The organism is Paenibacillus sp. BC26, assembly GCF_900116125.1.
Taxonomy (GTDB): domain Bacteria; phylum Bacillota; class Bacilli; order Paenibacillales; family Paenibacillaceae; genus Paenibacillus_Z; species Paenibacillus_Z lignilyticus.
The window spans coordinates 297,945-310,805 of record NZ_FPAD01000003.1; the positions used below are offsets into that span (position 1 = coordinate 297,945).

General features: G+C 52.7%; 11 protein-coding genes. All 11 read left to right on the forward strand.

From position 1 onward, the window contains the following. Positions 1–185: 185 nt before the first annotated feature. The 11 genes from BM412_RS22400 to BM412_RS22450 all read left to right on the forward strand — a co-directional run bounded on the left by BM412_RS22400 (position 186) and on the right by BM412_RS22450 (position 12,814). Positions 186–1,103 carry a sugar phosphate isomerase/epimerase family protein gene (locus BM412_RS22400; protein WP_091223441.1) on the forward strand — a complete coding sequence of 306 codons (918 nt, stop codon included), beginning with the start codon at positions 186–188 and terminating at the stop codon, positions 1,101–1,103. Next, a complete protein-coding gene (locus tag BM412_RS22405) occupies positions 1,100–2,176 on the forward strand; it encodes a Gfo/Idh/MocA family protein (RefSeq protein ID WP_091223442.1) in 1,077 nt (358 codons plus the stop codon). Before BM412_RS22400 ends, BM412_RS22405 begins: the two co-directional genes overlap by 4 nt. Continuing rightward, entirely contained in the window at positions 2,173–2,997 is an 825-nt protein-coding gene (locus BM412_RS22410; protein ID WP_091223444.1) for a sugar phosphate isomerase/epimerase family protein, read from the forward strand. The genes BM412_RS22405 and BM412_RS22410 overlap by 4 nt, the downstream gene beginning before the upstream one ends. Positions 2,998–3,116: 119 nt before the next feature. Next, a complete protein-coding gene (locus tag BM412_RS22415) occupies positions 3,117–4,145 on the forward strand; it encodes a serine hydrolase domain-containing protein (protein ID WP_177246014.1) in 1,029 nt (342 codons plus the stop codon). Positions 4,146–4,176: 31 nt separating this feature from the next. Continuing rightward, complete coding sequence (coaW, locus tag BM412_RS22420) at positions 4,177–4,998, forward strand: type II pantothenate kinase (RefSeq protein ID WP_256256523.1); 822 nt, start codon at positions 4,177–4,179, stop codon at positions 4,996–4,998. A gap of 170 nt (positions 4,999–5,168) precedes the next feature. Then, positions 5,169–6,890 carry a sensor histidine kinase gene (locus tag BM412_RS22425; RefSeq protein ID WP_091223447.1) on the forward strand — a complete coding sequence of 574 codons (1,722 nt, stop codon included), beginning with the start codon at positions 5,169–5,171 and terminating at the stop codon, positions 6,888–6,890. Continuing rightward, the gene (locus BM412_RS22430) at positions 6,887–8,305 is read left to right on the forward strand and encodes a response regulator (RefSeq protein WP_091223449.1); all 1,419 of its coding nucleotides are present in this window, start codon (positions 6,887–6,889) and stop codon (positions 8,303–8,305) included. The genes BM412_RS22425 and BM412_RS22430 overlap by 4 nt, the downstream gene beginning before the upstream one ends. Positions 8,306–8,482: 177 nt before the next feature. Further along, positions 8,483–10,219, forward strand: coding sequence for a type 2 periplasmic-binding domain-containing protein (locus BM412_RS22435; RefSeq protein WP_091223452.1), 1,737 nt, complete (start codon positions 8,483–8,485; stop codon positions 10,217–10,219). An 81-nt stretch (positions 10,220–10,300) separates the two neighbouring features. Further along, positions 10,301–11,200, forward strand: coding sequence for an ABC transporter permease (locus tag BM412_RS22440; RefSeq protein WP_091223454.1), 900 nt, complete (start codon positions 10,301–10,303; stop codon positions 11,198–11,200). Between the two features lie 18 nt (positions 11,201–11,218). Continuing rightward, a complete protein-coding gene (locus BM412_RS22445) occupies positions 11,219–12,106 on the forward strand; it encodes a carbohydrate ABC transporter permease (RefSeq protein ID WP_091223456.1) in 888 nt (295 codons plus the stop codon). 39 nt (positions 12,107–12,145) lie between these two features. Further along, the gene (locus tag BM412_RS22450) at positions 12,146–12,814 is read left to right on the forward strand and encodes a helix-turn-helix transcriptional regulator (protein WP_091223458.1); all 669 of its coding nucleotides are present in this window, start codon (positions 12,146–12,148) and stop codon (positions 12,812–12,814) included. The last annotated feature ends 47 nt before the right edge of the window (positions 12,815–12,861 follow it).

Sequence of the window (12,861 nt, forward strand, 5' to 3'; positions counted from 1 at the left end):
ATTAGGTTAGTTTGAAAGCTGTGAGTAGACATCTCCGACGCTCGACAGCCGTCATAAGTAAATGAAAAGCAACGGATGTCAATATTGACGCATAGTACCGCGGCGGGGCAGTTGCTACAATCAAGACAAAGGCTAATTTTGTCGCATACGGCTGAAGTTCAGGACGGAAGGGATGAGGGGCTACAATGGTTTTCGATGATGGCAGCAGTTCAAATTGGTCGAGCGGAGGAGGGGCACGCCGGCCGTTAACATGGGGATATGCGCTCGTGTGGTACCACGGTTTTATTCGGCAGGGCGACGATTCGGTGCTGGGGAAACTGGATTTTTTGAAGCGGCATGGGCTTGTCACGACCGGCATAGACTTGAGAGAAATGGCAGCCATGGACGAGGCACGCCGCGATCACATAGGCGAAGAGTTGACGAAACATGGGCTGCAGCTGACGCCCCATATCGGCTTTAACTACTTAAACGCCGGCAAAGATGAGCGAGAACGGGAGACGGAGCGCATCGCGGAGCAATTGCGATTGTGCCTGCCGCTTATGCGAGGTCAGATTGTAACGACGGGGATGCGAGCCGGCCATCGGTTTGACCGTGTGATGCCGCTCGAAGACAAGCTGGCTCGGATTTCGGAAGCGATGGCGCCTATCGCGGCTGTTTGCTCGGAGCTCGGCGCTCCGCTAAGCGTGGAAAATCACGGCGACTACTACATCGCGGACTTGGTGCAGCTGTGCCAAGCGACCAAGCAGCTTTACATCTATTTGGATACTGGAAATACGTATCTCATCGGGGAACGTCCGCTTCCTGCTTTTGAGCTGGCAGCGCCGTACACGATTGGCACGCATTTCAAAGATCACATCGTGGGTCCGCGTACGGACGTCTATCCGCTTCAATTCGAGGTGAAAGGCGCTGCGCTTGGCGACGGCGATGTACCGCTGCGTGAATGCTATGAGCTCCTTATGAAGCATGCGCCGCTGAAGGATAAGCTGGTCATGGAAGTCGAGATGATCAGCCCAACGGATATGGATCCCCAGCTGTGTCTGGAGCGCTCCCTTCGATTCATCCAATCGCTTGAACCTATCGCCAAAGGAGAGATTTTGCAATGAATGAAGCTAAATTGCGCGCAGTCATTATCGGCTGCCGAATGGGATTGAACCATGCGAAGGCGATCGCCTCGCTGCCCGAGTTTGAGCTTGTTGGCTTATGCGACCTGAACGCGGACACGGCTCGCGACGCTGCTGCCCAATCAGGCGGCACTGCTGCGATATATACCGACTTCGCCCATATGCTGCAAGAAGTGCAGCCGGACGTTGCAATCATCGCAACACCGACAGGTTCTCACGCGCGTCTTACCATTATGGCTGCGGAAGCAGGTGTGAAAGCCGTCTACTGCGAGAAGCCGATGGCCGTAAACATGGGGGATGCTCGCAAAATGATGGAAGTATGCGAAGCTGCCAATACCTTGCTCATAATAGGTCACCAACGCCGCATGTCCGCGCCATTCATAACGATGCGCAGATTAATGCAAGAGGGGGCAATCGGCAAGCCGCGCCTGCTGCGTGCCACTTGTGCGGGCGATTTCTTAAGCGATGGCACCCATAGCGTAGATATTCTGCTCAGTCTTACGGGCGATGAGAAAGTAAAATGGGTGCTTGCCGCCATGTTCAGACAAGACGTAGAGCCGGGCTTGCCGGATCAATACGATTATGCGATCTTTACCGGCCGCAGGTACGGGCATGCGGTAGAAAGCGGCATGATGGTGACGCTCGAATTCGAAAGCGGACTGCGCGCAGAATTTCTGACAGGCGATGCGAGACTGCCGGGCAGCGACTACCAAGACATCGAGGCGATCGGCGATCAAGGTCGCCTGTGGCGTGCCGGCGATAGCGCGAACCCGCAGTTGCAAATTCAAGATGCACAGGCCGGAGGCTTCCGCGCTGCCGAGCTGGACGCGCCTGACAGCTTCAACGATGGACTGCCGGGCGTGTTCCGTCAGTTGGCGATTTCGATGCATACGGGGACACCTCATCCGCTTGCAGCATCCATTGCGATCCATGTAATGGAGGTCGTCATGGCCGCATACGAGTCCGCGAGACTTGGACGCAGAATCGAGCTGCCGCTTCAGCAAGACCGATTCCCGCTGGATCTGATGCTGGAAGGCGCGGTGACGGCGCCATGAGCATCATTGCTTGTTCCACCTCCGTTCGCTGCGGCTCTGCCTTTGAAGAAGCATTAGCGTCCATCTCATCAGCAGGCTTTCGCTACGTGGATATTCTCACTATCGACGGCTGGGTTCACGTCCATACGAGCAAGCTTGCAACCGAACAAGAACAAGCGGAACAAATTAGCCGATCCAAGCAGCTGCTGGCCCAATATAACTTGAAGCCCGTAGCTACCAACAGCGGCGTATCCCCGCAGCTTCATGACCGTTCGCCCGAAGCCGTATCCCGCAGAAAGGCGGAAACGGCCGGACTAATGCAGTGGATGAAGGCACTCCAAATCAACATCGCGGCGATTCAGCCGCGGCAGCCCGATCGTTCCCGTCCTTGGGAAGAGGTGCTGGACGATTGCATCGCCTCGCTCCGAGAGCAGCTGGAAATCGCACATGCAGCAGGCATCCGGATGGCGCTGGAGTTTCACGTGAACAGTCCATTTGAGACGATGGAGCAATGCTTGCGACTTATGGAGCGCATGCCGGACATGCCGATCGTCTACGACCCGACGCATTTTGTGATGCAAGGGGTGCCGCTCGAAGATACGTTTGTATTCCTGGAACGGGCAGCCCACGTCCATTTGCGGGATGCGGCAAAGGATCAGATGCAGGTTCGCTTCGGTACAGGTGAAGTCGATTTTCACCGGGTTCTGGAAGAATTGAAGCAGCGCGGTTATCAAGGCGGCTTCTCCATCGAATACTTGCAAACGGATCAATTCGACGTGATGGAGGATGCCGTTCAGCTTTACGAGCGCATCTTAGAAGCTTTTCCGGCAGTAACGATTTAGCAGTAGCCGGGCCAAACCCATGGACAATGTTCATGGGTTTTCGTCGTGCAAAGGATATTTCATGCTGCCCACGAATGTATGAGGATAGAATGGGAATAGTTGATGGAGGCGTGATAATAATGGCAGAGACCCGGACAGGACGGTACAACGCAGACGTTATTCATTCATTAAAGGAGCATCTTCAGACGCTAATTGATCAAGGACGGCTGCAAGGCGCAAGTTTCGTTGTATCGCTGGACGGCGAAGTTGTGGCGAAGGAAGCATTGGGAGCGGCAGACGGGGCAAAAGCAAAACCGTTCAGCGTTAACGCGATCAGACCCGTCCAATCGATCGTGAAAACCATCACGGCAATTGCGCTGCTTCAACTGGTCGAGCTAGGGAAGGTGACGCTGGAGGACAAGGCAGCCCGCTATTTTCCTGCGTTCGGAGCCGAGAGGTTCAATGAAATCACGCTGCATCATCTGCTGACGCATCGCTCGGGCTTGCAAGCGGACGATATCTTAAGCAATAACTACGAGACGCCGGATTGGATCGGCCGACTGACCGAGAGAGCCCTGCCGACTGAACCGGGCAGCGAATTTAGCTATTCTAACGTAGGTTTTGTGCTGCTCGGGCTCATAATTGCGCAGGTTTCCGGTAAGTCCTTTGAACAATATATAGAGGAACAAATCTTTATACCGCTAGGAATGACGATGACTGCATTCCGGCTTCCGCCAGCGCATGAACCGCTCGTTTCGCTTGTGTTTCCGCGAGAAGCCGACTGGCTGGATTCGCCGCTTTTTCGCAATGGGACTGTACCAATGGCTTGCGGCGGGTTATTATCTACTTTGGACGATATACGGAAGATGGGCGAGATGCTCTTGAACAACGGCGTATATGCGGGAACACGCATCCTGGGCGAACAATTCGTTCGGCAAATGACAACCGAAGGACTCGGACTGTTCTTGGATGGCGAGCGGATTGGCACGATGTCGGCGCAAACCTTCTCCCACCATGGATATGGCTGGTCGATGTTCACCGTCGATCCTGGGCGGAAATTGGTTGCGGTCGTATTCGTTCCGGGAGTGGAGGACTTCGTAGCGGAATCGCTGCATCCGACCATGACCATTATCGGGTCCGGAGTTCAATGGAATAAAGCAATAGAGTAAGTCTGATCGAAGAAAGCGAAGTGTCTGCAACATGGTGAAAATCGGTGTCGATGCGGGCGGCACATTAATCAAACTGGCTTATACTTATAATCAAGGCGAGTCCATCTCGTTTAAAACATTTCCGGCCTTGCAGCCAGAGCAAGCCGTGAAATGGATTCAAGCTTTCGGCGACGAGGCGGAGATCGGCATAACGGGCGGAAAAGCAAGCCTGTTGCAGTCCATGCTGGGTCGACCTTCGCTTGGGATGGTTGAGTTTGAAGCGACATGCAATGGGGTTCGTTATCTGCTTCGGCAATCAGGGGTAACCGAGGAAGCGCACATCCTGACCAACGTGGGAACAGGCACGTCGATTCATTATTTCGACCATAGCGGCCAGAAGCGGCTTGGCGGAACCGGTGTCGGCGGCGGAACGCTCATGGGGCTGTCTCAGGTATTAACCGGGGTCACCGATTATCATGAGCTTATACAGCTTGCGGCAGCGGGAGATCGCGACCGAATCGACTTGAAGGTCAAACATATCTATCAAGGCGCGGAGCCTCCGATACCGGGGGATTTGACGGCAAGCAATTTCGGACGAGTCTTCGCTTTGGCGGCTTCGGATACGTTGTCCAAGGAAGAGCTGCTCGCTTCCGTAGTGGGGCTTGTCGGAGAGACTGTGGCAACGGCCAGCGTGCTGGCGGCCACGTCATACGACAGTGCCTCGATTATTTTCGTAGGTTCTTCGTTTATCCAGAACGATCTCCTTAAAAAGGTGGTCGAAGGGTACACCAGGCTGCGCGGCGCTACTCCGCTATTCATCGAGAATGGCGAGTACAGCGGCGCCATTGGCGCGCTTCTGAGTTTACAAGACTAGCCAGACCGGATTTCCGTTTCGACGGAAGCCCGGTTTTTTTTTGTGCTCACATTCAACGTCCAATTCCACAACAGGAAAAAAAAGTGCTTACAAAAAGACGGATTTCTCTGATAAACTGGAATACAACTTCAACTGCAAGAGTCACTCCCAATAGAAAACGAGGTCATCCTATGCTGTCGCTGCTGCGAGATTCCATTAAAGGCCGCATGATTGTCATCCTGCTGCTCAGCTCCGTTGTGCCCTTGGCATTAATCGGGAGCATGTCGTATTATTCGTTTCATTCCTTTATGGAGAACAAGCTGAAGCACGGCATCAACGAGAATGTGAAGAAGGAGCTTGTGAGCCTCGATAATATTTTAAAAAATATGAATTTCGCCTCTCAACAGCTCGCACTGGACAAAACGATTACCTCGCGCATTCAAGAGTATTTAACGACCGATGATCAGATTCGCAAAACCGATATTTTGCTGCTCGTTCAGGATCGGATGTCGCTTATCAATTACACCAGTCCGTACGCCGGAGTGCTTGCGCTGGTCGATGCGAAGGATAACCATGCTTTTATTCAGAGTTATCCCATCATGGACAAGATCACGATGTTTGATAATCCGCTGCTGCTGGAAGCGAACGGTGTCTCGTACTTCGCGCCGCATCGTTCGACGGACAAGTACAACAACGACAATACCGAAGTGTTTTCCATCGTCCGCAAAGTGAATGATTTCGATACGAACTCCTCGTTCTATGTGTATACCGAAAGCAACTTCAACACCTTGAAGCGTTTGTTTGAGAACGTGCAGTATGGCGAGCCCGTTAAGCACCTGCTCCTTGATGCCAAGAATCAGATCGTATTTAGCGAAGATCGCACGAACTTTCCACTGCATACGCAGTTCAAGATGGAGGATAAAACCTCTGATGATCTGCGTTTCATTGCATCCAGCGAGCAGGGCTGGAAGATCGCCGTTATTATGAAGGGCGATGCCTTTCAGAAGGAAATCAACTCCTGGCTTGGCAAATTCGTCACCGTCGGTTTGTTTACGCTGCTCCTCAGCTTGCTGCTTGCCTACATCTGTTGGCGGACGGTATACAGACCGCTTCATGTATTCCGCCGCGAGATTGAGTGGGTAGGAGATAATCCGTCGTATCGTCCGCAGAAATGGCTGCGGCTTCGCGAGTTCGACGAGGTGCTGGGCCGATTCTATGCGATGAAAGAGCGTGTATTCGATCTGCTGAAGGAAATCGAACGTCGGGAGAAGGCCAGGAGCAACGTGGAGGTCGAGAAGCTGCGGCATCAGATCAACCCGCATTTTATCCATAATACGCTGAATACGGTACAAGTCATTGCGAAGATGAATAAGCAAAATGAGATCGTGAAGCTCATCACTCATTTCACCCGCATTCTGCACTACAATCTGGGCAAGGAAGGGACTCATGTGCGCGTGCAGGAGGAAGTCGATAATATCAACGACTATATGGCGCTCCAGAGCATCCGTTACAGCCACCAGTTTGAAGTGCAAATGGATGTGGATCCGTCGACGCTGGATGTCCTGATCCCGCGGTTCGTGCTGCAGCCGCTCGTCGAGAATGCGATTTATCACGGCTTCCGCAACCAAGACGGCACGATCAGCGTTCGGATTGAACCTCACCCGGGGGGAGGGATTACGATGTGCGTATCGGATAACGGGGAAGGCATGTCGGAGGAACGGCTGCAGTCGCTGCTGGAAGAGAAACATCCGGATTCACGCTCGGTCGGCATGGGCATTGGCTTAAGCTTCGTGCATCGGTTAATTCAGGCCTACTATGGAGAGAGCTCCGGACTGCGAATTGAAAGCAAGCTTGGCGAAGGGACCGCAATTACAATTGAAATTCGGACAGGGAAGGGAGGCGAGCAGCCATGATCCGTGCCATACTGGTCGATGACGAACATATCGTACGCAAAGGACTTATTCATATTCTTCCATGGCAGAAGCATGGGATGGAGGTTGCCGCCGACTTTGAAGGCGGAGAGAAGGCACTGGCTTGGATGGAACATGAGCAGGTCGATCTGCTCGTCACCGATTTATCGATGCCGGGGATGTCGGGCTTCGAGCTGATGCGAATCGTGAAGGAGCGGTTTCCGAATACGGAAACGGCGATCCTTACTTGCCATCAGGATTTTCAATATGTACAGGACGCGCTGCGGCTTGGCGCGATTGATTATATCGTGAAGACGGAGCTCGACGACGAGAAGCTCGACCGGTTGTTCGGCCGCATTGCCGAGCGGCTGCTCGCGGATCGAGAAGAGAAAGCTTCCCGCTCGCAGCCGGCACCGGCTTCAGCGCATTCTTCGGTAACCTTGCTGCTCGCGCTTCATGCCGACTGCAAAGTGCAGGAGCTGTACGCGCAGCCCGGCTTGAATGACAAACCGCTTGTCCAGCTGCAAGGGAATGCCTGGTTTACGGAGGAACTTGCGTTTCAGCCGGAAGGGGAGGCGCAGGCGGGATTGGCTGCGCGCTGGGCGGTATTCTGCCTGCATCAAGTTGGCGTGAAGGATCGGAGCCGGCTCAAGTCGGTGCTGGATACCTATATTAAGCGTCACTCCTTCTACGTGATGGCAACGACCTTGTCGGCTGCAGCCGTGCATGATTCCATGCAGGATTTGCTGCTGTGGGAAACCAAGCCGGTCCGTGAGGATTGGATCAGAAGCTGGCGGCATTTCGAATGGCTGTTTCAGGATGAAGCGTTCCAAACGTTCCTCGAGCAAATTGCCGAGCAACGGCCTGATCCGAACAAGCTGTGCGGCATGATCCATCAGACGGTTTGGGCGTGGAGAAGCATGCTCAGATGGACGGAACGGGAAGAGCTGCTGCAGGAGCTCGGCGGCTTGCAGACCTGGGCGCAGTGGCAGAGTTTCCTGCACCGGCTTCGTCGTTCGCTCCGGGCTATTCTGGATCAGAGCGGTATAGATAAAGATATTACGGCGAGAATGATTCAGTCGATCGAATGGTCGCTGCTGCGATTGGATCAAGGCATTACGCAGGAGGAGGCTGCTGCGGAGGTGCATCTCAGCCGCGGTTATTTCAGCGACTGCTTCAAGCGGACAACCGGCGCGACCTATAACGATTTCATGCGCATGCTGCGCATGGATCAGGCTAAGCGGCTGCTCGTTCACAGCAGCCAGGCGATTCAGGAGATCGCGGCCAAATGCGGCTTCGCCGATGAATCGTATTTCCGCAAGCTGTTCCGCCAGGAAACAGGCCGATCACCGCGTGCTTACCGCGAGGAAGAAGCAGCGTTGGATGAGTTTATGCACTGGCCACCCGTGGGCAAGTAAGACGAGGAAGCGAAAAATGTCTTCCGACCAGTGAAAATTGTACGATGAAGGACGCATGTTCTGACAAAGTTCAGTCAGGAGATGCGTTTTTTCCATCTAATCCCCTAACGAAAACACGTTATGATTGGAATCGAATCAACACAATACTCATTGTCATAGAGAGGGGCTTTTGACAGCATGGTCAAAAAGTGGGCAAGTTTGAGTTTGCTTGGACTTATGGTTTTTGCAAGCGCATGCAGCAACAATGGCGGTAACAACAACGCAGCCAACACAGCGGAAGGCAACAAAACCAATAATACAGCAGCTGAAACAACAGAGACAACAGAACCGGCAGCCGAACCGGAGGTTGCGGCGGATCCATTCGGCAAGTACCCGGAGCTGGTTGAATTTACAACGATTAGACCGACAATGAACAACCCGAAGTTCCCTGAAGGCGAATCGTATGAAGAGAACGTCTTCAACAAATTCATGGAAGAGAAGCTGAATGCGAAGCCTAAGTTTGTGTGGATGGCGCCGCAAGATGGTGACGCTTACAAGAAGAAGCTCGATCTCTCCATCGGCGGAAACGACATTCCGGATGTCTTCCAAATCGTCGGTAAAAACATCACGGAAGTACAATCCACTGTGAAACGTCTCGTTGAAGCGGACATGATCGAGGATTTGTCGACCGTGTATGAGCAATACGCTTCCCCGGCTATCAAGGAAGCCTACGCTTCCGCAGACAACCGCGGACTTGACCTGTACAAAGTCGATGGCAAGCTCTACGGCATTCCGAGCCAAGCTGGCTTGGAAAACTTCAACTTTGTTTGGGTTCGCGACGACTGGCGCAAGAAGCTGAACCTGGCTGAGCCGAAGACGATCGAAGACGTTGAGGCAATCGCCAAAGCGTTCAAAGAAAAAGATCCGGCAGGCAATGGCACAACGGTACCGATGGCGATGCAGATGCAAACGGAAACAGACGGATTGTTCGGTCCGGGCTACATTTTCGACCAATTCGAAGCTTTCCCTCGCCTGTTCTATAAAGATGCTTCCGATCAAGTCGTATACGGCGGTATCCAACCGCAAATTAAAGACAGCTTGAAGCTCATCGCGAACTTCTACAAAGAAGGTCTGATCGAGAAGGACTTCGCGCTTAAAGATACAGGGCAGCTGCAAGAGGTTCTGGCAAGCGGACGCGCAGGCATCGTCGGTCAAGCATGGTGGGGCGTATGGTACCCGCTGTTCATGACGCTGCAGAACGCTCCTGATGCGGATTGGAAGCCATATGCGATTCCTGCAAAAACAAATGGCAAGCTGAACATGGGCGCTACAAATACATCCGGTTCCGTTATGGTCGTTAAGAAAGGCTTCAAATATCCGGAGCTGCCAATGAAATGGCTGAACATCGTCAACGAAAACGACGATACCGAGTGGTGGATCAAAACGACGCAAGAAAAGTATAAAGACGCCAATGAGAAAGCAACCGTATGGGGCGGCATGACCATCATTCGCACCGACGATATCCTCAACCAAGCGAAAGATATCGTAGCTGCCGTAAACGGCGAGAAGGATCCGGCAACGCTTCCGTTCAAGAACAACGATGCGTTCCAGAATATTAAGAAGTTCATTGACGAGCTGCAAACGCAGCCGGCAAGCAAAAACGTGCTGCAATGGCAAAATACGCGCAGCTGGTATGATGCAATGGGTTCCGCAGCTAAGCTGGAGTCCAACATTGTCTACTCCGCGTTCGACGGCCAAACGCCGACGATGGAGAAGAAGCTGACGGCGCTTAACGAGCTGCAGATGAAGGCCTACCACCGCATCATCATGGGCAAAGCTGATGCAGACGCCGAGTTTGATCAATTCGTTGCGGATTGGAAAGCACAAGGCGGAGACGATATCTTGAAAGAAATCAATGAGGCATTAAGCAAATAACTTGAACTTGAATTCCGGAAGGACGCGAGGCAGTGTCTTGCGTCCTTCTGTTCATTACGAATGATATCTGAAGCGGAGGTAATGCGAGTGCGCCGCAAATGGTCTGAGCAAATCCATTTTAACCTGATGCTGCTCCCCGGCATGTTACTTGTCTTATTATTTACGATCTGGCCTATGGGCGGCATTGTGCTGGCGTTCAAACATTTTATTCCGACTAAAGGAATTTGGGGTTCGCCATGGACAGGGTGGGAGAACTATTCCTTTGTCTTTGATACGCCCGTAGCCTTACGCGTTTTTAAAAACACCGTTATCATCGCACTGATGAAAATCGCTTTCGGTTTCTTTATTCCTATCGTATTCGCCCTCATGCTCAATGAACTGCGCATCCATTGGTTTAAGCGCACGGTTCAAACCATCGTCTATTTGCCGCACTTCCTGTCATGGGTTCTGCTTGCGGGTATTCTGAGAGATTTCTTCGCCGTAGACGGCATCGTTAACCAATTGCTCGGCAAGTTCGGCATTAACGAGATTATGTTTATGGGTGACAACTTCTGGTTCCGTACCATCATTGTCGGCTCCGATATCTGGAAAGAGTTCGGCTTCGGTACGATTATCTATTTGGCGGCATTGACGGGTATTAATCCTTCGCTATACGAAGCAGCCGATATTGACGGCGCGACTCGGATGCAGAAGCTGAAATACGTCACCTTGCCGGGCATCGCAACCACGATCGTTCTGGTCGGCACGCTCAGTTTGCAAAACGTACTGAATGCCGGCTTTGATCAAATATTCAATCTGTACAACACGCTGGTGTACGATTCCTCGGACATCATTGACACGTACGTGTTTAGGGCCGGTATCGAGGAAGGGCATTATGAGGTCGGAACAGCCATTGGATTGTTGAAATCGGGCGTCAGCTTCATTCTGATCATCATTTCATACGGGCTGGCCAGTCGATTCGCCAACTATCGCATTTTCTAGCAAAAGGAGGAATTCCGCATGGTCCGCAGTCAAACGATGGGCACAAAAGTTGCAGAAGCGGTTCTGATTCTCATTCTTGCGCTCGTTTCGTTCTCATCTTTGTTCCCGATCATTCATAACTTGGCGATTTCCTTCAGCTCACCGGCGAAAGCGATGGCCGGCTTTGTCACTGTTTTCCCGAAGGGCTTCACCGTAGATTCGTATACGAAATTATTTGAAGACAGCGTCTTCTTCCAATCGTTTTGGATTTCAGTCAAACGGGTCGGAGTCACTTGTTTCATCAGCTTCTTCATTTCCTTGCTGATGGCTTATCCGCTGTCCCGCTCGAAGAGAGAGTTCAAGCTCCGCGACGTCTATATGTGGCTGCTCATCTTCTCGATGATGTTTAACGGCGGATTGATTCCGTTCTACCTCGTCATTCGCCAGATGGGACTGATGAACTCGTTCTGGGTGCTCGTGCTCCCGATGCTGGTTAACGTCTTTAACGTTATTTTGATCGTGAACTATTTCCGCAGTATCCCCAAAGAGCTTGATGAGTCGGCAGCGATGGATGGCGCAGGTCCGTGGTTCAAGGTGTTCCGCATCTACATGCCGTTATCCATGCCGGTACTTGCGACAACGACGCTGTTCTTGATCGTAACCGTGTGGAATGAATTTATGCTCGGTCTCATCTTCATCAACCATGAGGACAGTATTCCTCTCCAGACTTATATGCAGCAGATTGTCGTGCGGATCGATCCGACGCTGATCAAATCGATTGAAGACGTGAAGCGGCTGGCATCCGTATCCGACAAGACATTGGGGGCGGCCAAAATCTTCGCTTCCATGCTGCCGATCATGCTCGTCTATCCGTTCCTGCAGCGGTTCTTCATCTCCGGTATTATGCTGGGTTCCGTTAAGGAATAGGCGAGAGTACCGGCTGGCAAAGGAGGTTTGCAGCTAGCTATGCGACAAACAAGCTCGATTAGCTTCGGCGATCTATTGAAACAGGGGGAGAGCCTTCGGGCCTCCCTGGAAGGCGGCGAACGCAGCGCGTACTTCAAGCAATTCGATTCGCTGTTCGCCGCGATTCCGGAAACGGAGAAAGAGGTATGGCTGGAAGCATATATGATTCTGGCCGCTCAGTTTCTGGCGTTCATGCACAAGAACGGCATCTCCTTCGCGGATCTCGAGCCGCTGGACGCGGATGCGCTGCTGCGCTGGGATGCGCACAGCTCGGCGAGGCAGGCAGCCGATTACTTGCGAGCCTTCGCGGGCGCGCTGCTGCAATGTCCCGACTGCCGGGATGAGGGCGGGTGGCTGGAAAGCCTGCATGTTTACATCGAGCAGCATCTCGACGAGGATCTGTCGTTAACGCGGCTCGCCGAAACGGTCTACTTCAATCCGAGCTATCTATGCCGATTATATAAGCAGACGACCGGCCGCGCGTTGTTCGACTACGTCGCCGAAGCGAAGCTGACGAGAGCCAAACGGTATCTGAAAGAGTCGCCGCGCTTGAAGGTTCACGAAATCGCGCGCAAGGTAGGGTTTGGCTCGCCCGCGCATTTCACGCGCGTCTTCAAGAAGCATTCGCTGCTTACGCCTGCGCAGTACCGCGAGGCGTATGCGCGATAGAATAGGATGGAAGGAAGCCGCTGTAGCAGAATAATCTGCCATGGCGG

What these genes read in the sequence shown, in the direction of transcription:
- BM412_RS22400 (WP_091223441.1), top strand. Translation starts at nt 186, where the DNA reads ATGGTTTTCGATGATGGCAGCAGTTCAAATTGGTCGAGCGGAGGAGGG.
- BM412_RS22405 (WP_091223442.1), top strand. Translation starts at nt 1,100, where the DNA reads ATGAATGAAGCTAAATTGCGCGCAGTCATTATCGGCTGCCGAATGGGA.
- BM412_RS22410 (WP_091223444.1), top strand. Translation starts at nt 2,173, where the DNA reads ATGAGCATCATTGCTTGTTCCACCTCCGTTCGCTGCGGCTCTGCCTTT.
- BM412_RS22415 (WP_177246014.1), top strand. Translation starts at nt 3,117, where the DNA reads ATGGCAGAGACCCGGACAGGACGGTACAACGCAGACGTTATTCATTCA.
- coaW (WP_256256523.1), top strand. Translation starts at nt 4,177, where the DNA reads ATGGTGAAAATCGGTGTCGATGCGGGCGGCACATTAATCAAACTGGCT.
- BM412_RS22425 (WP_091223447.1), top strand. Translation starts at nt 5,169, where the DNA reads ATGCTGTCGCTGCTGCGAGATTCCATTAAAGGCCGCATGATTGTCATC.
- BM412_RS22430 (WP_091223449.1), top strand. Translation starts at nt 6,887, where the DNA reads ATGATCCGTGCCATACTGGTCGATGACGAACATATCGTACGCAAAGGA.
- BM412_RS22435 (WP_091223452.1), top strand. Translation starts at nt 8,483, where the DNA reads ATGGTCAAAAAGTGGGCAAGTTTGAGTTTGCTTGGACTTATGGTTTTT.
- BM412_RS22440 (WP_091223454.1), top strand. Translation starts at nt 10,301, where the DNA reads ATGCGAGTGCGCCGCAAATGGTCTGAGCAAATCCATTTTAACCTGATG.
- BM412_RS22445 (WP_091223456.1), top strand. Translation starts at nt 11,219, where the DNA reads ATGGTCCGCAGTCAAACGATGGGCACAAAAGTTGCAGAAGCGGTTCTG.
- BM412_RS22450 (WP_091223458.1), top strand. Translation starts at nt 12,146, where the DNA reads ATGCGACAAACAAGCTCGATTAGCTTCGGCGATCTATTGAAACAGGGG.